Genomic DNA, 19209 nt, shown 5'->3' with positions numbered 1-19209 from the left:
TTGGTGCGAAGCGGTCGGAACCGGGAATTACTTTAGGCTTAAAGCAATTGGCAGGCCAGCGGGATCACCCTAGGTCGGTGCATGGACCTTGCGGCCGGCGTCCTTCCAGGTCTTCAGCAGGTCGCGGGCGATGATCAGCTGCTGCACCTCGGTCGCGCCCTCGTAGATCCGCAGCGAACGGATCTCGCGGTAGAGCCGCTCGACCGGCTGGCCGCTCACCACGCCCAGGCCGCCCCACATCTGCACCGCCATGTCGATCACCTGCTGGGCGTTCTCGGTGGCGGTGAGCTTGGCCATCGCGGCCTCGCGGGTTACGGTGCGGCCCTGGTCGCGCAGCCAGGCGGCGCGGTAGGTGAGCAGCGACGCGCTGTCGATCGCGGTCGCCATCTGCGCGAGCTTCGCCTGCGTGAGCTGGAAATCCGCCAGCACGCCGCCGAACATGCGGCGCTGCGTGGCGCGCGCCATCGCCTCGTCCAGCGCCCGCCGGGCGAAGCCGAGCGCCGCGGCCGCGACCGAGGTGCGGAACACGTCGAGCGTGCGCATCGCGATCTTGAAGCCCTCGCCGGCGGCGCCGATGCGCTGCGACGCGGGGATGCGGCAGCCGGCGAAGCGCAGCCGCGCCAGCGGATGCGGCGCGATCACGTCGATCCGTTCGGCGATCTCGAAGCCGGGCGTGTCCGCATCGACGATGAAGGCGCTGATCCCGCGGGAGCCCGGCGCCTCGCCGGTGCGGGCGAACACGACATAGAAGTCGGCGATGCCGCCGTTGGAGATCCAGGTCTTCTCGCCGTCGAGGACATAGTCGCCGCCCTCCTCCCGCGCGGCGCAGGCGAGCGCGGCGACGTCGGAGCCGGCATCGGGTTCCGACAGCGCGAAGGCGGCGATCGCCTCGCCGCGCGCGACCCTGCCCAGGTAGCGGGCACGCTGGTCGTCGCTGCCGGCGAGCGAGATCGCGCCGGAACCCAGCCCCTGCATCGCGAAGGCGAAGTCGGCGAGGCCCGCGTGGCGCGCCAGCGTGTCGCGGATCAGGCAGATCGCGCGGGTATCGATCGTGTCGCCCGCCGCGGCGGCCACCGCGTGCCGCAGCCAGCCGGCGTCGCCGAGGCTGCGGACCAGCGCGCGGCAGGCATCGTCGACGTCGGGGCCGTGGGCGTCGTCGGCCACGTGGTCGGCGGCCCAGGCGTCGAGGCTGCGGGCGAGCGCGCGGTGGCGGTCGTCGAAGAAGGGCCAGTCGAGGGTGCCGTCGTCGCGCATCGGGTGTCTCCGTGGCCGGCCGGAAGCCGGCTTTATGATGAAAATCGTGCTTCTGCGCCCGCTGCACCTGCGCAGTCAGCTATCGAAAAGTGAGCAAACGCGCAGCGGGGGCCGTCAGTTACCTTCGAACACCGGCCGCCGCTTGTCCACGAAGGCGCGGTAGGCGCGGTCGAAGTCGCCGGTCAGCATGCAGAGCGCCTGGGCCTGGGCCTCGGCCTCGATCGCTTGGTCCACCGTCATCGCCCATTCCTGGTGCAGCATCGTCTTGGTGATGCCGTTGGCGAAGGTCGGGCCGGCGGCGATGTCCTGCGCCAGCTTCTGCGCCTCGGCGGCCAGCGCGTCGGGCTCGCACAGGCGGTTCAGAAAGCCCCAGCGCTCGGCCTCGTCGCCCGGCAGCGCGCGGCCGGTGTAGAGCAGCTCCGACGCCCGGCCCTGGCCGACTATGCGCGGCAGGATCGCGCAGGCGCCCATGTCGCAGCCGGCCAGGCCGACGCGGTTGAACAGGAAGGCGGTCTTGCTGCGCGTAGTGCCGAGCCGCAGGTCCGACGCCATCGCCATGATCGCGCCGGCCCCGGCGCAGACGCCGTCGATGGCCGCGACGATCGGCTGCGGGCAGTGCCGCATCTCCGACACCAGCGCACCGGTCATGCGGGTGAACAGCAGCAGCTCGGGCGCCTTCAGCTGCACCAGCGGGCCGATGATCTCGTGCACGTCGCCGCCCGAGCAGAAGTTGCCGCCGGCGCCCTGCAGCACCACCGCATGCACGTCGGTCGCCTGCCGCAGGCGGTGGAACAGGTCGCGCAGTTCGGCGTACGAATCGAAGGTGAGCGGGTTCTTGCGCTCGGGCCGGTTGAGGGTGATGGTGCCGACACCGTCGGCCACGCTCCAGAGGAAATGGGTCGCCTGGTAGCCGGCGAGGGCCTGGCGGTTGCCGGCGAGCAGTGCGGGATCGATGGCGGATGCGGTCACGGGGCGGGTCTCCTGCGGGGGGTCGGGGTCTTGCGAGCGGCGCGCGGCGCCGGCGCGTCAGCGGCGGGCGGCGCGGCGTCAGGGTGGTCGGGCGCGGCGTCGTGCGCGGTTTCGTGGCGGGCCAGCAGCACGCGCAGCCGGCCGAGTTGGTCGTACAGCGTTTCCTTGTCGGCCAGCGCCAGCTCCGCGAACATGCCGGCGAGCCAGCCCTCGTGCTCGGTGGCCATCGCGGCGAATTCGGTGCAGCCGCGGGCGGTGAGCGTCACCCGCCAGGAACGCCGGTCCTCCGGATCATCGACCCGCTCGACCAAGCCTTCCTTGGCCAGTTGGTCGGTCAGGCCGGTGATGTTGCCGCCGGTCACCATCAGGTAGCGCGACAGCGCGTTCATGCGCAGGCCGTCCGGGTGGCGCTGCAGCTGCGCCAGGTAGTCGAAGCGCGCGAGCGTGGTGCCGAAGCGGGTGCGCAGCCGCTGGCGGATCTGCTGCTCGATCTGGGTGCTGCAGGCCAGCAGGCGCAGCCAGATCTTCAGGTCGATGTGGTCGCCTGCGACGGCCCGGGCCTCGTGCCCGATGCGGTCGTCGTCGAGGACCGGCGCGGGAACGGAGGCAAGTACGAGCGGAACGGGGCGGCCCATGTCACATCACCTCGCCGCCGGAGACCGAGATCGCCTGTCCGGTGACCGCCGCCGCGCCGTCGCCGCAGAGCCAAGCGACCGTGTCGGCCACTTCGGCCGGCGCGACCAGCCGGCGCTGCGGGTTGCCGCGAACGAACTCGGCCTGCGCCGCCTCGGCGCTACGGCCGGTCTTGGCGACGATGCGCGCCACGCTGTCGCGGACGATGTCGGTGTCGGTGTAGCCCGGGCAGACCGCGTTGACGGTGATGCCCTTGGCGGCCAGTTCCAGCGCCAGCGAGCGGGTCAGGCCGACCACGCCGTGCTTTGCCGCGGCATAGGCCGCCACATAGGCGTAGCCGCGCAGCCCGGCGGTGCTCGCGACGTTGACGATGCGGCCCGCCCCGGCCGCGAGCAGGTCCGGCAGCGCCGCCTGGATGCAGCGGAAGGTGCCGGTGAGGTTCACCTCCAGCATGCGCTGCCAGTGGTCGGCGTCGATCCGGTGGAAGGGCGCGCTCTCGGCCTGGCCGGCGTTGTTGACGAGCACCGCGACCGGTCCGGACGCGGCCCGCGCCGCAGCGAAGGCCTCCGTCACGCTCGCGTCCGAGGTGATGTCGCAGGCCACCGGCAGCGCCCGAGCCGACGCCGGCAGCCGCGCGGCCAGCGCCTGCAGCGTGTCGAGGTTGCGGCCCAGCAGCGTGAGCACCGCGCCCTCGGCCGCTAGGCGCTCGGCGATCGCCGCGCCGATGCCCCGTCCCGCGCCGGTGACGACCGCGTGGCGGCCCTGCAGCGACGCCCCCATCAGCCGGCCTCCGCTTCGCGGGCTCGCTGCGCCGGTGTCATCGCCGAGGCCTGCGCGGCCTGGGCGCGCTCCCGCTCCAGGTTGCGCTCCAGCTGCACCTTGCCGGCCTGGTACTGCTTGGGCCAGGCCACGTCGAAATACCCGATACGCGCCGCCTCGTTCAGCGTCCACGCCGGATTGGCCAAGTGCGGCCGCGCCACCGCGCACAGGTCGGCCCGGCCGGCCGCGACGATGCTGTTGACATGGTCGGCTTCCGAGATGGCGCCGACCGCGATGGTGGCAATGCCGGCCTCGTTGCGCACCCGGTCGGAGAACGGCGTTTGGAACATCCGGCCGTAGACCGGCTTCTCCTTCTTGCTGACCTGGCCCGACGAGCAGTCGATCATGTCGGCACCGGCGGCCTTGAAGGCCCGCGCGATCTCCACCGCGTCGTCGGGCGTGATGCCGCCCGCGACCCAGTCGTGCGCCGAGATCCGGACCGACATCGGCTTGTGTTCGGGCCAGGCGGCACGCATCGCGGTGAATACCTCCAGCGGATAGCGCAGCCGGTTTTCCAGCGATCCCCCGTACTCGTCGGTGCGCTGGTTGGTCAGCGGCGAGATGAAGCTGCTGAACAGGTAGCCGTGCGCGCAGTGGAATTCCAGCCAGTCGAAGCCGGCCTCGTCGGCCCAGCGGGTGGACTGCACGAAGTCGCGCAGGACGCGGTCCATGTCCGCGGCGGTCATGGCGTGCGACCAGTCGCTCACTCCGTCGAGGTACTGCTGCGGCGAAGCCGACAGCAGCCGCCAGCGGTCGGCCTCGGGCAGCGGCTGGTCGATGCCGTCCCAGGCCAGCCGCGTGGCGCCCTTGGCGCCGGCATGGCCGAGCTGGATCGCCATCTTCGCGGTGCTGTGGGCATGGGCGAAATCGACGATGCGCTTCCAGCCGTCGCGCTGCGCCTCGTTCCACAGGCCGGGGCAGCCGGGCGTGATGCGGGCGTCGGGCGAGGGGCAGGTCATCTCGGCGAAGACCAGGCCCGCACCGCCCATGGCGCGGGCGCCCAGGTGCATCAGGTGGTAGTCGGCGGGCAGGCCGTCGACGCAGGAGTACTGCGCCATCGGAGACACGACGACGCGGTTCTTCAGCGTCACGCCGCGCAGGGTGAAGGGCGTGAACATCGGCGGCGTGGCGCGTGTCGCGGTGCCGCGCGGAAGGCCGGCGCGTTCGGCGATCCAGTCCTCGTAGCGCTCGACGTACCCCTTGTCGCGCAGCCGTAGGTTCTCGTGGCTGATGCGCTGGCTGCGGGTCAGCAGCGAATAGGCGAACTGCTCGGGCGGCAGGCTGGCATAGCGGTCGACGTTCTCGAACCACTCGGTCGAATTGCGCGCTGCGTTCTGGATGCGCAGCACCTCGACGCTGCGCACCGCCTCGTAGTCGGCCAACGCGGCGCTCAGATCGCCCGGCTGGCGGCCGATGCAGCGGGCCAGCTCGATCGCATCCTCCAGCGCCAGCTTGGTGCCCGAGCCGATCGAGAAATGCGCGGTATGGGCCGCGTCGCCCATCAGCACCACCGGCGCATGGCCGTTGTGGTGCACCCAGCGGCCGCAGACCACCCGCGGGAAGCGGATCCACTGGGCCGAGCCGCGCAGGTGGGCGGCGTTGGAGATCAGCGGGTGGCCGTCGAGCTGCTCGGCGAAGAGCTTTTCGCAGAAGGCGATGGCCTCCTCCTTCTCCATCGTCTCCAGGCCGACGGCGCGCCACACGTGCTCGGGCGCCTCGACGATGAAGGTGGAGGTCTTGTCGTCGAAGCGGTAGGCATGCGCCTGGAACCAGCCGTGTTCGGTCTTCTGGAACGCGAAGGTGAAGGCGTCGAACAGCTTCGTCGTGCCGAGCCACACGAAGCGGCACAGGCGCAGGTCGATGTCGGGCTGGTAGGTGGCGGCGTATTTGGTGCGGATGCGGCTGTTCAGGCCGTCGGCGGCGATGATCAGGTCGGCGTCGGCATAGGCGGTGTCGTCCTGTACATCGGTCTCGAAGACCAGATGCACGCCGAGTTGCTCGCAGCGTGCCTGCAAAATGTTGAGCAGCCGTTTGCGCCCGATGCCGCAGAAGCCGTGGCCGCCCGAGCGCACCCGGTGGCCGCCGATGTGCACCTCGATGTCGTCCCAGTGGTTGAACGCGTCAAGGATCTGCGCCGCCGTAACCGGGTCGGCCGCCTGCAGGTTGCCCAGCGTCTGGTCGGAGAACACCACGCCCCAGCCGAAGGTGTCGTAGGGCCGGTTGCGCTCCACCACCCGGATCTCGTGCGCCGGGTTCTGCAGCTTCATGAGCAGCGCGAAATACAGGCCGGCGGGGCCTCCGCCGATGCAGACGATCTTCATGGTGAACAGCCCTCGGGCGCCAAGATGCAGCCAATCTATGCGTCAATAGTTTAGTTGTCAACTAAATTGGCGAAGAGGCGCCCGGGACGTGCGTGCAAAATACGGGCCCTTTCTCCCGCCTCGTTCCCACCCTCCCCCGCCCGGCCTGCACCATGGACTATCCCGGAAACCTCTTCGTCGTGGCCGCGCCCAGCGGGGCCGGCAAATCGAGCCTCGTGAAGGCGCTGATGGAGCTGGATGCGGGTGTGCAGCTGTCGATCTCGCACACCACCCGGCCGCCGCGCGGCCAGGAACATCACGGCCGGGAATACTTCTTCGTCTCGCACGGCGAATTCGACATGATGGTGGCTAACGACGCCTTCGTCGAATGGGCGCATGTCCACGGCCAACGCTACGGCACCTCCAAGCGCGCGATCGAGGACCGGATCGCCCAGGGCGCCGACGTGATCCTGGAGATCGATTTCCAGGGCGCGGTGCAGATCAAGCAGGCCTTTGCCAACGCGGTGCTGATCTTCATCCTGCCGCCGAGCTGGGAGGAACTCCGCTCCCGGCTGGAGCGCCGCGGCGAGGATGCGCCCGACATCATCGAGCTGCGCCTGCAGAACGCGGCCGAGGAGATGGCCCAGGCCTGCAAATTCGACTTCGTTATAATCAATGAGTTATTCGAGCGCGCGCTCTTCGACCTGAAAGCCGTGGTTCACGCCCAGCGCCTCAAGTTCGCCGCCCAGCGCCGCTCCCGGGCCGACACCTTCCAGTCGCTCGGCATCGCTCCCTAGCCGTCCGGCAGCCGCCCCTTTTTCTCCTGGAGATATCCCATGGCCCGCATCACCGTCGAAGACTGCCTGACGCAGATCCCCAACCGGTTCCAACTCGTCCTCGCCGCGACCTACCGGGCGCGCATGCTGAGCCAGGGCCATGCGCCGAAGATCGAGAGCAAGAACAAGCCGGGCGTGACCGCCCTGCGCGAGATCGCCGACGGCAAGGTCGGTATCGAGATGCTCAAGCGCGTGCCCTGACGCGCGTCGATCGCCCCGCCGCCAGGCACCGCAACGCGGTGCCTTTTTTGTTTCCGTTCCCGTTAAACGCGGATGCAATACGGTCTTGTACCCCGCGCTACATTTGACGAATGACCGCGGCGCTGCACACGACCACCCCTGCCGGCTCCAAACCCCCCGCCTCGGCCGCTGCCGCGGCGAATGCGGCCGCCGCCAGCTTCGCGACCCTGACCGCCAGCCTCGACTACCTGGGGCCCGAGGGCATCGAGCAGGTCCGCCAGGCCTACCGGTTCGCCGACGCGGCGCACCTCGGCCAGCTGCGCAACAGCGGCGAGCCCTACATCACCCATCCGATCGCGGTGGCCGCCCAGTGCGCCACCTGGAAGCTCGACGCCCAAGCACTGATGGCGGCGCTGCTGCACGACGCGATGGAGGACTGCGGCGTCACCAAGCCGGAGCTGATCGAGCGTTTCGGCGCGCCGGTGGCGGAACTGGTGGACGGGCTGACCAAGCTCGACAAGCTGCAGTTCAACACCCGCGAGGAGAACCAGGCCGAGTCCTTTCGTAAGATGCTGCTCGCGATGGCGCGCGACGTGCGGGTGATTCTGGTGAAGCTCGCCGACCGCACCCACAACATGCGCACCATGGGCGACATGCCCCGCGCCAAGTGGGGCCGCATCGCCTCCGAGACGCTCGAGATCTACGCGCCGATCGCCCACCGGCTCGGCCTGAACCAGACCTACCGCGAACTGCAGGACCTCGCCTTCCGCTACCTGCATCCCTGGCGCCAGGCCACGCTGGCCAAGGCGGTCGCCAAGGCCCGCAGCCGCCGCCGCGACCTGCTGCAGAAGGTGCAGGCGGAAGTGGACGCCGTCTTCACCGCTGCCGGCATGCGCATGCGCATCGCCGGACGCGAGAAGACGCTCTATTCCATCTACCGCAAGATGACCGACAAGCACCTGAGCTTCGCCCAGGTGACCGACATCTACGGCTTCCGCATCATCGTGCCGGGCGTGACCGACTGCTACACCGCGCTCGGCCTGCTGCACCAGATGTACAAGCCGGTGCCCGGCAAGTTCAAGGACCACATCGCGATCGCCAAGGTCAACGGCTACCAGTCGCTGCACACCACGCTGGTCGGTCCGTCGGGCATCAACATCGAGTTCCAGATGCGGACCGAGGAAATGCACGTGGTGGCCGAGTCGGGCGTCGCGGCGCACTGGCTCTACAAGGGCGACGAGCCGACCGAGGCGTCGGAGCGGCTCGACAGCCGCTGGCTGCAGTCGCTGCTCGACATCCAGCACGAGACCCGTGACGCCGCCGAGTTCTGGGACCACGTCAAGGTCGACCTGTTTCCCGACGCGGTCTACGTCTTCACGCCCAAGAGCCAGATCATGGCGCTTCCGCGCGGTGCCACGGTCGTGGACTTCGCCTATGCGATCCATACCAACGTGGGCGACCGCACCGTCGCGGCCAAGATCAACGGCGAGCAGGTGCCGCTGCGCACCGAGCTGAAGAACGGCGACGTGATCGAGGTGATCACCGCGCCGGTGTCCACGCCCAACCCGGCCTGGCTAGGCTTCGTGCGCACCGGCCGGGCACGCTCGAAGATACGCCACTACCTGAAGACGCTGGAGCAGGACGAGTCCCGCACGCTCGGCGAGAAGCTGCTGACCCAGGCCCTGCGTGCCGAAGGCATCGAGGCGCTGCCGGACGAGTCGCCGGCGCAGCAGCCGACCTGGGACAAGCTGCTGCGTTTCACCGGCAGCCGCGACCGTGCCGAGCTGCTGACCGACATCGGCCTCGGCAAGCGCATCGCGAGCATCGTCGCCAAGCGGCTGGTGGTGCTGATGACCGAAGGCGGCGGCGCACGGCCCGACGCGCTGCTGCTGACCCGCGAGCGCTACTCCTCGCACGAGAAGGTGTCGCAGGGGGCGGTCACGCTCGACGGCAGCGAAGGGGCTTCGGTGCAGTACGCCAAGTGCTGCCGGCCGGTGCCGGGCGATGCGATCCTGGGCTATCTGGGCCGTGGCGAGGGCCTGACGGTCCACACCGCCGACTGCGCCGTCGCCGCGCGGCTGCAGTACAAGGACAGCGAGCGTTTCATCGCGGTGGCATGGGCCGACGAGCCGGTCCGGCTGTTCGAGACCGGCATCGTCGTCACCGTCACCAACCGCAAGGGCGTGCTCGCCCGGGTGTCGGCCGAACTGGCCCGGGCCGAGGTCGATATCACCCATGTGGATATGGGCGAGGAAGCGGGGCTGGACACGACCGACCTGCGCTTCGTGATCGAGGTGCGCGATGCGGCGCACCTGGAAGCCGCCCTGCGCAACCTGGCGCGCACGCCGCAGGTGCTGCGGACCCGCCGGATCCGCCCGGCGCCTCAGGCCGGCGCCGCCGCAGGGTAGCGTACCGCCTGCACCTCGATGTCGCGCCAGCCGGCCGGCGTCATCAACCGCACCGTGTCGCCCTCGCGGGACTTCAGCAGGGCCCGCGCGACCGGCGACACCCAGCTCACCTCGCCACGCTGCGTGTCGGCCTCGTCGATGCCCAGGATGGTGACGGTGCGCTCCTCGCCGTCGTCCATCGCGTAGTCCACCGTCGCCCCGAAGAACACCTGGTCGCTGCCGTGGTGGACCGCCGGATCGGTCACCTCGGCGATCTCCAGCCGTTTGGTGAGGAAGCGGATGCGCCGGTCGATCTCGCGCAGCCGCTTCTTGCCGTAGAGGTAGTCGCCGTTCTCCGACCGGTCGCCGTTGCTGGCCGCCCAGTGCACGATCTCGACGATGCGCGGCCGCTCCTCGTCGATCAGCTGCAGCAGTTCGTCGCGCAGCCGGGTGTAGCCGGCGCGGGTGATGTAGTTGCGGCTGCCGGCCGGCAGCGGCGGCAGTCCGGCCTCGGGGCCGTCGTCGTCCTCGGGCGCGTCGGTTTCGCGGGTGAAGGCCTTGCTCATCGGCGCACTGTGGCACGAAACACCGGCGGTCGGATCGCATGATGTAATGACCGCCGCCCCTCCCGTCCCCCGTGCCCTCCCTCCACCCCATGCCCGAATCCGACGCGAACTTCCTGGCCGGCGGCGGCGCGGTCGGCGCACAGATGCGCTCGCTGGACTGGCGCAGTACGCCGCTCGGCGACCCGATGAGCTGGCCGCATCCGCTGCGCACGGTGGTCGGCATCATGCTGGGGGCGGAGCAGCCGATGCGGCTGATCTGGGGCGCGGAATGCACGCTGCTCTACAACGACGGCTACGCACGCATCCTGGGCCAGCGGCATCCGGCGGCACTCGGCCGGCCGTTCCGGGATGTCTGGCCCGAGGTCTGGCCGGAACTGGTACCGGTCCTGCGCCGCGTCCTCGACGGCGAAGGTATTCACCAGGAAGACGCCGCCTACACCGTGCTGCGCAACGGCTACCCGGAGCGGGCGCATTTCGCCCTGTCGTACACGCCGGTGCGCGACGAACAAGGCGTCGTCGCCGGCGTGTTCTGCGCCTGCCGCGAAACCACCCACGAGGTGCACGCCCGCCAGGCGCGGTCGGCGGAATTCGGCCGCCTGCAGGAACTCTTCGAGCAGGCGCCCAGCTTCATCGCCTTCCTGCGCGGCCCGGACCACCGGGTGGAGATGGCCAACGCCGCCTGCCGGCGCCTGATGCGCCAGCGCGACCCGACCGGCCGCACGATCCGCGAGATGCTGCCGGAGCTGGTCGACCAGCGTTTCGTCGAACTGCTCGACCAGGTCTACCGGACCGGCGTGCCGTACGTCGGCGCCGGCGTACCGGTCCGCATCGCCCTGCCCGGCACTGCAGAGCGGCTGCACTACCTGAACTTCCTCTACCAGCCGGTGCGCAATGCCGCGGGCGAGATGGACGGCATCTTCGTCGAAGGCAACGACGTCACCGCCGAGCACCTGGCACGGCAGCGGCTGCAGGAGCTGGCCGACACCCTCGAAGCGCGGGTGGAAGAGCGCAGCCGCGAACTGGCGCGCTGGTGGCGCAGCTCGCCCTACCTGAAGGCGATCATCGACGGCGCGGGCCGGCTAGAGGCGCTGAACCCGGCCTGGACGCAGGTCCTCGGACATGCGGAAAAGACGCTTGCCGGCGGCGCCCTGTCCGCCCTGCTCTACGCCGACGACGTCGCCGAAGCCGCGACGGCGCTCGGCAGCGCCGAGGGCGACACGTCCATCGCCTTCACCGTCCGGATGCGCCATGCCGACGGCCGCTATCGCGCGATCGCCTGGGTGGCGACGCACGAGCACGAGACCGGCCGCCTCTACGCGGTGGGCCGCGACGTGACCGCCGAGCGGGAGCGCGCGGAGGCCCTGGCACAGACCGAGGAGCAGCTGCGCCAGTCGCAGAAGATGGAAGCGATCGGCCAGCTGACCGGCGGCATCGCGCACGATTTCAACAACATGCTGCAGGGCATCGTCGTGCCGCTGCAGCTGATCCAGCGCCGCGCGCAGGCCGGCGAACTCGACGGGGTGGAGCGTTATGCGGCGGCCGGCCTGTCCTCCGCGCAGCGCGCCGCCAGCCTGACGCAGCGGCTGCTCGCCTTCTCGCGGCGCCAGCCGCTCGACTCCAAGGCGGTGGACATCGCCGAGGCGCTGCTGGAGCTCGAAGGCATGCTGCGCAGCACGGTCGGCGAGAACATCGCACTGCGCTTCGAGCTGCAGCCGGCGTTGTGGCCGGCCATCACCGACCTGCCCCAGTTCCACAACGCGATCCTCAACCTCGCGATCAACGCCCGCGACGCCATGCCCGACGGCGGCACGCTGACCGTGGTCGCCGAGAACTTGACGCTGACCGACAAGGCGGTCGCCGGCGTGCGCGGGCTGGAGCCCGGCGACTACCTGCGGGTGGCGGTGCAGGACACCGGCGTCGGCATGACCGAGGACGTGATCGCCAAGGCCTTCGACCCGTTCTTCACCACCAAGCCGATCGGCCAGGGCACCGGCCTTGGCCTGTCGATGATCTACGGCTACGCCCGCCAGTCCGGCGGCTATACGGCGATCGACAGCACCGTCGGCGAGGGAACCACCGTCAAGCTCTACCTGCCGCGCAGCACCGGCTTCGCGGCCATCGTGCGCGACGCCGCCCTGCTGGGCGCGGCCGCCGAGCCGTCCGATTCGCGGCCCGAATCGGTGCTGGTGGTCGAGGACGATGCGGTGGTGCGGCAGCTGGTGGTCGACCTGCTGCAGGAACAGGGCTACCAAGTGATGGAGGCCGCCGACGGCAGCGAGGGCATGACGCTGCTGTCGGGCGCGCTACGCTTCGACCTTCTGTTGACCGACATGGGCCTGCCCGGCCCGAACGGCCGGCAGCTCGCCGACTACGCCCGCGAACGGCTGCCCGGCATTCGCATCGTGCTGATGACCGGCTACGCCGAGCAGGCCACGATGCGCGCCAGCTTCCTCGGGCAGGCGATGGAACTGCTGGTGAAGCCGTTCGGTGCGGAACAGCTCGTGGCCAAGGTGAACGGCATCATGGCGCGGCCGTCGGCCGGCTGAGCCGACATCTTTTTCGACAAAATCCGCCCTTTGCGCCCGCTGCACCTGCGCAGTTCGCTATCGATTCAGTAGCAAACCCCTCGCATGCGTATTCTCGGTATCGACCCCGGTCTGCAGACCACCGGCTTCGGCGTGCTCGACCTCGACGGTCATGCCCTGCGCTATGTCGCGAGCGGCACGATCCGCACCACCCACCTGCCGCTCGGCGACCTGCCGGGCCGGATCAAGGTGCTCTACGACGGCGTGCGCGAGGTGGCCGAGCGCTACCAGCCCGACAGCTCGGCGGTGGAGATCGTGTTCGTCAACGTCAACCCGCAGTCCACCCTGCTGCTCGGACAGGCACGCGGGGCCTGCATCACCGCCCTGGTGTCGCGCGACCTTCCTGTGGCCGAGTACACCGCCCTGCAGATGAAGAAGGCCGTCGTCGGCCACGGCCGCGCCGCCAAGGCGCAGGTGCAGGAGATGGTGCGCCGGCTGCTGCAGTTGCCGGCCCTCCCGGGGCCGGACGCCGCCGATGCGCTCGGCCTCGCGGTGGTGCACGCCCATGCGGGCCAGGCGATGGCGCGGCTGGAAGAAGTTGCGCCGTTACAACGCCGACAGCACGCGATGTACCGGAACGGGCGCAGTTACTAGCGGCAGACACGCCTGCGGAATCGGCTCTTGCTGTCGACTGTGCGACAGCGATCTAGGGAAATCGCGGAAGCGTCGCACCACACGGCGCGCGAAAGTTGGATACCGATTCACACAGAAAGCGACAAATCATGCAGATCAAGACGGTCTTGGCCACCGGCGTCCTCGGCCTGTCGGCCGCCGCACCGGCCTTCGCCCAGTCCAGCGTGCAGATCTACGGCATCGTCGACGCGGCGGTGCGCCACACCAACAACGAAGGGTCGGCCGGGTCCAACCGCGGCACCGTCACCCAACTCATGGGCGGCGGCATGTCGCAGAGCCGCTGGGGCATCAACGTGACCGAGGACATGGGCGGCGGCCTGAAGGCGCTGGCCAACCTGGAGAACCGTTTCGGCGCCGACACCGGCCTGCCGACGACACCCTATTTCCAGCAGTCGTGGGTTGGTCTGCAGAGCGCCAGTTTCGGCCGCATCACCCTCGGCCGGCAGTACAACGTGCTGTTCGACCTGGTGACCAGCACCTACGCGTCCTATCCCTACTCCCCCTACTTCGACGCCTACAAGCCCGAGATCGGCTTCGCCCTCGGCGCACGCGCCGACAACATGGCGAAGTACCTGATCGAAGTCGGCCCGTTCCGCGGTGCGCTGCAGGCCTCGGCCGCCGAGCGGAGCCCGACCGGCGGTATGACCCGGGGCGGCTACCTGCGCTATGCCCAGGGACCGATCGCCGCCGGCGTCGGCTACCAGAACTACCAGTTCGGCTCGGGCCGCAAGATCGAGGCTTGGACGCTCGGCGGTTCCTACCGTGTCGGCCCCTGGTACTTCAACACCGGCTACGGCCAGAACAAGGTCGATGCAGGCCTGACCGCCACCGACCGCGCGGTGCTGTCGGCCTTCTGGGGCGGCGGCATGAACGGCGGCTTCGGCGGTCCGGCCTTCCTCGCGGCCGACAAGCGCGAGATCGCCAAGCTGGGCGTCGGCTACCAGGTCACGCCCCAGCTCAACCTGGGCGCCCACTACTTCTACGCGCGGCAGTCCGGCCCGACCTCGAACGCCGACGGCCGTGCCCGCTTCCTGACCGCGGCGGCGGACTATGCGTTCTCCAAGCGAACCGACGTGTATATCGAGGCCGACGCCACCCGCCTGAGCGGCGACGTCAGCCTGAACGGTGCGAACGGCGCGGCCAACGGCGCCAAGTCGCGCAACGGCTATACGGTCGGGGTGCGTCACCGGTTCTGACGCGGGTCGGAGCGGGCACCCGTCGCGGCGGCCGGTGCCGGCGCCGCGCTACGCCAGCCGTTCCAGCACCAGCACGCCGAAGAAGGCGAGCGCGGCGATCACCGTCCATTTCAGGATGATCAGCCCGCGCCGCCGCCAGCGGTGGTCGCCGGTGCCGATGAAAAAGGCGAAGCACACGGCCGAGCCGAGCAGCAGGAACATCACGGCCCAGCGGAACAGCAGCATGGCGGTCGGTCCGTCCGGTGCCTACCAGGCCCGGGCGATCTGCGCGAAGCCGCGCGGCGCCTGGCGCTCGTCGGAGAAGGTGGCGATCTCGTAGTTCGCCTCGTCGGCCAGCAGCGCGCGCAGCAGCTGGTTGTTCATGCCGTGGCCGGAGCGGAAGGCACTGTAGGCGGCCAGCAGCGGCCGGCCGACGCAGTACAGGTCGCCGATCGCATCCAGGATCTTGTGCTTCACGAACTCGTCGTCGTAGCGCAGGCCGCCGGTATTGAGCACCTTGTAGTCGTCCAGGACGATCGCGTTGTCGAGCCCGCCGCCGAGCGCGAGTCCGCTGGAGCGCATCATCTCCACGTCGCGGGTGAAGCCGAAGGTCCGGGCGCGCGCGATATCGCGGATGTAGTTGCCGGCGCCCATGTCGAATTCCACCCGCTGGCCGGTGGAGTCCACCGCCGGATGGTCGAAGTCGATCTCGAAGCTCAGCTTGTAGCCGTGGTACGGGTCGAGCCGCGCCCACTTGGTGGACGCGCCCTGGCCTTCGCGCACCTCCACCGGCCGCAGCACCCGGATGAACCGCTTGGGCGCGTTCTGCACCACGATGCCTGCGCTCTGCAGCAGGAACACGAACGACGAGGACGAGCCGTCGAGGATCGGCACCTCTTCGGCGGTGATGTCGACATACAGGTTGTCGAGCCCCAGGCCGGCGCAGGCCGACATCAGGTGCTCGACGGTGAACACCTTGGCGTTGCCGGTCGAGAGGGTCGAGGCCAGCCGCGTGTCGGTCACCGCCCGCGTCGAGACCGGGATGTCCACCGGCTCCGGCAGGTCCACCCGGCGGAACACGATGCCGGTATCGGGCGGCGCGGGCCGCAGCGTCAGTTCGACCCGCTGGCCACTGTGCAGGCCGACGCCGACCGCGCGGGTCAGCGTCTTCAAGGTACGTTGCTGGAGCATGCGGGGATTCTAGGGAGACGCCTTTCGCCACGGGCGTGCACGGATTTATCGCCGGGATAGCGGCGACCGGTAAAGGACGCCCGTTGCCGGCGCCATGGAAAACGGCCTCCGAAGAGGCCGTTGGCGTCGCCGAGATCGACCGTGCGGGTCAGTCCGCCTGCTTGCGCAGGAAGGCCGGGATCTCCAGGTCGTCCATGCCGCCCGACGCCAGCGCATCGACGCGCGCCGAGGCCTGGGCGCGATTGGTGCGCCAGACGCTCGGCACGGCCATGTTGCCGTAGTCCTGCGCCGCGGCGCCGCCGGCGAGCGCGCCGCCTGCGGTGCCGACCGGCAGGTTGAAAGGCACGTCGTGGGTGCCGGTGCGCAGCACCTGCAGCGGCGGCGCGGTGCGGCGCTGCTGGCTCTGGCGCGAGAGGCCGGTGGCGACCACGGTCACCCGGATCTGCTCGCCCAGGCTGTCGTCGTACGCGGTGCCGTAGATCACCTGCGCGTCGGGCGAGGCATAGGCGCGGATGGTGTTCATCGCCAGCTTGGATTCGGCCAGCTTCAGGCTGCCCTTGGCGGCGGTGATCAGCACCAGTACGCCCTTGGCGCCCGACAGGTCGATGCCTTCGAGCAGCGGGCAGGCGACGGCCTGCTCGGCCGCGATGCGCGCACGGTCCGGACCTTCCGAGACAGCGGTGCCCATCATGGCCCGGCCCGGCTCGCCCATCACGGTGCGCACGTCCTCGAAGTCGACGTTCACATGGCCCGGCACGTTGATGATTTCGGCGATGCCGCCGACCGCGTTCTTCAGCACGTCGTTGGCGTGGGCGAAGGCTTCGTCCTGGGTTACGTCGTCGCCCAGCACTTCCAGCAGCTTCTCGTTGAGCACCACGATCAGCGAATCGACGTTCGTTTCCAGTTCCGACAGGCCGGCGTCGGCATGCTGGATGCGGCGGCCGCCTTCGAACTCGAACGGCTTGGTGACCACGCCGACGGTCAGGATGCCCATCTCCTTGGCCACGCGTGCGATCACCGGCGCGGCGCCGGTGCCGGTGCCGCCGCCCATGCCGGCGGTGATGAACAGCATGTGCGCGCCTTCGATCGCCGAGCGGATGTCGTCCACCGCCGCCTCGGCCGCCTCGCGGCCCTTGTCGGGCTTGCCGCCGGCACCCAGGCCGCTCTGGCCGAGCTGGATGGTGCGGTGCGCGGCGCTGCGGCCCAGGGCCTGCGCGTCGGTGTTGGCGCACACGAATTCCACGCCCTGCACGGCGCGCTGGATCATGTGCTCGACGGCATTGCCGCCGCCGCCGCCGACACCGATCACCTTGATCTGCGTGCCCTGGTTGAACTCTTCGACTTCGATCATTTCGATGGACATGGGGAACTCCTGGAATCTGGACGGCTGAAAACAAAAAAGGGGGTGTGAACGATCAGGGGGAGCTGAAGGACCAGGGCGGCCACGGCGGCCCGGTGGGCCGCCATCGCCATCGTCGCATCGAACAGGCATTGTCGCGCGCGCAGCCGGAAACGAGCGGGTAACTCATGGCAACGGCGTCAAAAATTCCCGACGATGAAATCCTTGAAGCGGCCGAAGGCCGTCTTCACGGAACCGTGCTTCTGCGCGACCTTGAAGCCGCGCATGCGTGCGAGCCGGGCCTCTTCCATCAGGCCCATCACGGTGGCTGCGCGCGGCTGGCTGACCATGTCGGCCAGCGCGCTGCGGTACTTGGGCAGGCCGCGGCGCACCGGCTTGAGGAAGATGTCCTCGCCGAGCTCGACCATGCCGGGCATGACCGCGCTGCCGCCGGTCAGCACGATGCCGGACGACAGCATCTCCTCGTAGCCGGAATCGCGGATGACCTGCTGCACGAGGGAGAAGATCTCCTCGATGCGCGGCTCGATCACGCCGGCCAGCGCCTGCTTGCTCAGCATGCGCGGGCCGCGGTCGCCGAGGCCGGGGACCTCGACCTGCGCCTCGGGGTCGGCCAGCAGCTGCTTGGCGTAGCCGGCTTCGACCTTGATGTCCTCAGCGTCCTTGGTGGGGGTGCGCAGCGCCATCGCGATGTCGCTGGTGATCAGGTCGCCGGCGATCGGGATCACCGCGGTATGGCGGATCGCGCCGTTGGTGAAGATCGCCACGTCGGTGGTGCCGGCGCCGATGTCGACCACCGCCACGCCCAGCTCGCGCTCGTCGTCGGTCAGCACCGCCTGGCTGGAGGCGAGCGGATTGAGCATCAGCTGATCGACGTCGAGGCCGCAGCGGCGCACGCACTTGATGATGTTCTCGGCCGCGCTCTGCGCACCGGTGACGATGTGCACCTTGGCTTCCAGCCGGATGCCGCTCATGCCGATCGGCTCGCGCACGTCCTGGCCGTCGATCACGAATTCCTGCGGCTCGACCAGCAGCAGCCGCTGGTCGGTCGAGATGTTGATCGCCTTGGCGGTCTCCACCACCCGCGCCACGTCGGCCGGCGTGACTTCCTTGTCCTTGATCGCCACCATGCCGCTCGAGTTGAGCCCGCGGATGTGGCTGCCGGTGATGCCCGTGTAGACCCGGGTGATCTTGCAGTCGGCCATCAGCTCGGCCTCCTTCAGGGCCTGCTGGATCGACTGCACCGTGGCGTCGATGTTGACCACCACGCCGCGCTTCAGGCCGTTGCTCGGCGCCACGCCCAGGCCGGCGAGCTTGAGTTCGCCGCCCGGTAGCACCTCGGCCACCACCGCCCTCACCTTGGCGGTGCCGATGTCCAGTCCGACGACCAGGTCCTTGTACTCTTTCGACATTGCTCTCAACCCTCAGGGCTCGTTGTGTGCGGTGCGGTCATGGCGGTCCTCACCTGTTTTTCGGAGTGGCGGGCGCCGCGGCGCGGGCCGCCCGCGCCTTGGCCTTGGCTTCGGCCGCGCGCTGGGCGGCGGCAGCGGCTTCGGGCGTCATGACCGAGACGCCGCGCAGCCGCAGCGCATAGCCGTCGGCGTGGCGCAGGTCGGCCGATTCCAGCGCCTCGGCGCGGCGGCCGTACTTGGCGGTGACGGCGGTCAGCGTGCTGACGAAGCGTCGGGTGCGCTGCAGCAGTTCCTGCGGCGTGCCGCTGCCGAAGTCGATCTCGGCGCCGGTATCGAGCGTGGCGCGCCAGCTGCCGCGGCCGGACTGCGACAGCGCCTCGATCGACACGTCGAGCGGCTCGAAGGCCGGCGACAGGGTCCGGTACATCGCGAGCACTTCGGGCGCATGGCCGTCGGGGCCCGAGAGGCGCGGCAGGTCGTCGCCCTCGACCTCCGCCACGTTGGCCTCGAACACCTCGGCATGGGTGTTGAGCATCGCGGAGCCGCTCTCGGGGCCCCACAGCGCCACCGGTTCGTGTTCCTCGAGACGCACATGCAGCCGGTTGGGGAATTCGCGCTGTACGGTGGCACGGCGGATCCACGGCACCGATTCGAAGGCCGCCCGGGTGGCCGGCAGGTCGACGGTGAAGAAGTTGCCCGCCAGCTTGTGCGCCACGTTGGCGCGCAGCGTGACGGCGTTGTGGTGGGCGAGCCTGCCGTCGACGGTGATGCTGCCGATAGCGAACGCCGGATGCCGCAGCACCCACCAGCCGCCCGCGGCCAGCAGCAGGCCGGCGCAGCCGACGAACAGGACCGCGGCGGTCACGTTCATCAGGCGTACGTCGAACGGCTGGGGCAGCGTATCGGCCATCG

General features: G+C 69.7%; 17 protein-coding genes. 6 read left to right on the top strand and 11 right to left on the bottom strand.

The window, feature by feature from the left end; genetic code table 11:
- Positions 1–69: 69 nt before the first annotated feature.
- The 5 genes from QZ500_RS13960 to QZ500_RS13940 form a co-directional block, all read right to left on the bottom strand.
- Entirely contained in the window at positions 70–1254 is a 1185-nt protein-coding gene (locus QZ500_RS13960; RefSeq protein ID WP_295856008.1) for an acyl-CoA dehydrogenase family protein, read from the bottom strand.
- A 114-nt stretch (positions 1255–1368) separates the two neighbouring features.
- Entirely contained in the window at positions 1369–2223 is an 855-nt protein-coding gene (locus QZ500_RS13955; RefSeq protein ID WP_295856007.1) for an enoyl-CoA hydratase family protein, read from the bottom strand.
- Positions 2220–2858: a MarR family transcriptional regulator gene (locus QZ500_RS13950; protein WP_295856006.1), complete on the bottom strand. Its 639-nt coding sequence runs from the start codon at positions 2856–2858 to the stop codon at positions 2220–2222. The genes QZ500_RS13955 and QZ500_RS13950 overlap by 4 nt, the downstream gene beginning before the upstream one ends.
- 1 nt (position 2859) lies before the next feature.
- Positions 2860–3636 (bottom strand): SDR family NAD(P)-dependent oxidoreductase, encoded by a 777-nt coding sequence (locus tag QZ500_RS13945; RefSeq protein WP_295856005.1) that lies wholly within the window; start codon positions 3634–3636, stop codon positions 2860–2862.
- Positions 3636–5996 (bottom strand): bifunctional salicylyl-CoA 5-hydroxylase/oxidoreductase, encoded by a 2361-nt coding sequence (locus tag QZ500_RS13940; RefSeq protein WP_295856004.1) that lies wholly within the window; start codon positions 5994–5996, stop codon positions 3636–3638. Before QZ500_RS13940 ends, QZ500_RS13945 begins: the two co-directional genes overlap by 1 nt.
- A gap of 152 nt (positions 5997–6148) precedes the next feature.
- On the opposite strand from QZ500_RS13940, the gene gmk reads away from it, so the two are divergent.
- The 3 genes from gmk (at position 6149) to QZ500_RS13925 (ending at position 9399) form a co-directional block, all read left to right on the top strand.
- Positions 6149–6772, top strand: a complete 624-nt coding sequence (gene gmk, locus QZ500_RS13935; protein ID WP_295856003.1) for a guanylate kinase — start codon at positions 6149–6151, stop codon at positions 6770–6772.
- 39 nt (positions 6773–6811) lie between these two features.
- Entirely contained in the window at positions 6812–7012 is a 201-nt protein-coding gene (gene rpoZ, locus QZ500_RS13930; protein WP_295856002.1) for a DNA-directed RNA polymerase subunit omega, read from the top strand.
- Between the two features lie 110 nt (positions 7013–7122).
- The gene (locus QZ500_RS13925; protein ID WP_295856001.1) at positions 7123–9399 is read left to right on the top strand and encodes a bifunctional (p)ppGpp synthetase/guanosine-3',5'-bis(diphosphate) 3'-pyrophosphohydrolase; all 2277 of its coding nucleotides are present in this window, start codon (positions 7123–7125) and stop codon (positions 9397–9399) included.
- Here QZ500_RS13925 and greB read toward each other — a convergent pair.
- Entirely contained in the window at positions 9375–9944 is a 570-nt protein-coding gene (gene greB, locus QZ500_RS13920; protein WP_295856000.1) for a transcription elongation factor GreB, read from the bottom strand. The two genes, QZ500_RS13925 and greB, sit on opposite strands and share 25 nt — an antisense overlap.
- An 89-nt stretch (positions 9945–10033) precedes the next feature.
- Between greB and QZ500_RS13915 the strand changes: the two genes are divergently transcribed.
- The 3 genes from QZ500_RS13915 (at position 10034) to QZ500_RS13905 (ending at position 14358) form a co-directional block, all read left to right on the top strand.
- Positions 10034–12490, top strand: coding sequence for a PAS domain-containing protein (locus QZ500_RS13915; RefSeq protein WP_295855999.1), 2457 nt, complete (start codon positions 10034–10036; stop codon positions 12488–12490).
- Between the two features lie 84 nt (positions 12491–12574).
- Positions 12575–13123 (top strand): crossover junction endodeoxyribonuclease RuvC, encoded by a 549-nt coding sequence (gene ruvC, locus QZ500_RS13910; RefSeq protein ID WP_295855998.1) that lies wholly within the window; start codon positions 12575–12577, stop codon positions 13121–13123.
- Positions 13124–13251: 128 nt separating this feature from the next.
- Complete coding sequence (locus QZ500_RS13905; protein ID WP_295855997.1) at positions 13252–14358, top strand: porin; 1107 nt, start codon at positions 13252–13254, stop codon at positions 14356–14358.
- Between the two features lie 48 nt (positions 14359–14406).
- Here QZ500_RS13905 and QZ500_RS13900 read toward each other — a convergent pair whose 3' ends face one another.
- From QZ500_RS13900 to QZ500_RS13880, 5 genes are all read right to left on the bottom strand, one after another.
- Positions 14407–14583, bottom strand: coding sequence for a hypothetical protein (locus QZ500_RS13900; RefSeq protein WP_295855996.1), 177 nt, complete (start codon positions 14581–14583; stop codon positions 14407–14409).
- A gap of 21 nt (positions 14584–14604) precedes the next feature.
- Positions 14605–15528: a UDP-3-O-acyl-N-acetylglucosamine deacetylase gene (gene lpxC / locus QZ500_RS13895; protein ID WP_295855995.1), complete on the bottom strand. Its 924-nt coding sequence runs from the start codon at positions 15526–15528 to the stop codon at positions 14605–14607.
- Between the two features lie 148 nt (positions 15529–15676).
- Positions 15677–16891, bottom strand: coding sequence for a cell division protein FtsZ (gene ftsZ, locus QZ500_RS13890; RefSeq protein WP_295855994.1), 1215 nt, complete (start codon positions 16889–16891; stop codon positions 15677–15679).
- A gap of 176 nt (positions 16892–17067) precedes the next feature.
- Positions 17068–18297: a cell division protein FtsA gene (ftsA, locus tag QZ500_RS13885; RefSeq protein WP_295855993.1), complete on the bottom strand. Its 1230-nt coding sequence runs from the start codon at positions 18295–18297 to the stop codon at positions 17068–17070.
- Positions 18298–18346: 49 nt separating this feature from the next.
- A complete protein-coding gene (locus tag QZ500_RS13880; protein WP_295855992.1) occupies positions 18347–19207 on the bottom strand; it encodes a cell division protein FtsQ/DivIB in 861 nt (286 codons plus the stop codon).
- Positions 19208–19209 lie beyond the last annotated feature (2 nt).

Origin of the sequence: uncultured Xylophilus sp. (assembly GCA_913776965.1) — a bacterium.
Lineage (GTDB): Bacteria > Pseudomonadota > Gammaproteobacteria > Burkholderiales > Burkholderiaceae_C > Xylophilus.
Note: the sequence above shows the minus strand (reverse complement) of the source record. Positions and strands in the feature narration are given on the sequence as shown.

What these genes read in the sequence shown, in the direction of transcription:
- QZ500_RS13940 (WP_295856004.1), bottom strand. Translation starts at nt 5,996, where the DNA reads ATGAAGATCGTCTGCATCGGCGGAGGCCCCGCCGGCCTGTATTTCGCG.
- QZ500_RS13880 (WP_295855992.1), bottom strand. Translation starts at nt 19,207, where the DNA reads ATGGCCGATACGCTGCCCCAGCCGTTCGACGTACGCCTGATGAACGTG.
- QZ500_RS13905 (WP_295855997.1), top strand. Translation starts at nt 13,252, where the DNA reads ATGCAGATCAAGACGGTCTTGGCCACCGGCGTCCTCGGCCTGTCGGCC.
- lpxC (WP_295855995.1), bottom strand. Translation starts at nt 15,528, where the DNA reads ATGCTCCAGCAACGTACCTTGAAGACGCTGACCCGCGCGGTCGGCGTC.
- rpoZ (WP_295856002.1), top strand. Translation starts at nt 6,812, where the DNA reads ATGGCCCGCATCACCGTCGAAGACTGCCTGACGCAGATCCCCAACCGG.
- ruvC (WP_295855998.1), top strand. Translation starts at nt 12,575, where the DNA reads ATGCGTATTCTCGGTATCGACCCCGGTCTGCAGACCACCGGCTTCGGC.
- ftsZ (WP_295855994.1), bottom strand. Translation starts at nt 16,891, where the DNA reads ATGTCCATCGAAATGATCGAAGTCGAAGAGTTCAACCAGGGCACGCAG.
- QZ500_RS13950 (WP_295856006.1), bottom strand. Translation starts at nt 2,858, where the DNA reads ATGGGCCGCCCCGTTCCGCTCGTACTTGCCTCCGTTCCCGCGCCGGTC.
- greB (WP_295856000.1), bottom strand. Translation starts at nt 9,944, where the DNA reads ATGAGCAAGGCCTTCACCCGCGAAACCGACGCGCCCGAGGACGACGAC.
- QZ500_RS13945 (WP_295856005.1), bottom strand. Translation starts at nt 3,636, where the DNA reads ATGGGGGCGTCGCTGCAGGGCCGCCACGCGGTCGTCACCGGCGCGGGA.
- ftsA (WP_295855993.1), bottom strand. Translation starts at nt 18,297, where the DNA reads ATGTCGAAAGAGTACAAGGACCTGGTCGTCGGACTGGACATCGGCACC.
- QZ500_RS13915 (WP_295855999.1), top strand. Translation starts at nt 10,034, where the DNA reads ATGCCCGAATCCGACGCGAACTTCCTGGCCGGCGGCGGCGCGGTCGGC.
- QZ500_RS13900 (WP_295855996.1), bottom strand. Translation starts at nt 14,583, where the DNA reads ATGCTGCTGTTCCGCTGGGCCGTGATGTTCCTGCTGCTCGGCTCGGCC.
- QZ500_RS13925 (WP_295856001.1), top strand. Translation starts at nt 7,123, where the DNA reads ATGACCGCGGCGCTGCACACGACCACCCCTGCCGGCTCCAAACCCCCC.
- gmk (WP_295856003.1), top strand. Translation starts at nt 6,149, where the DNA reads ATGGACTATCCCGGAAACCTCTTCGTCGTGGCCGCGCCCAGCGGGGCC.
- QZ500_RS13960 (WP_295856008.1), bottom strand. Translation starts at nt 1,254, where the DNA reads ATGCGCGACGACGGCACCCTCGACTGGCCCTTCTTCGACGACCGCCAC.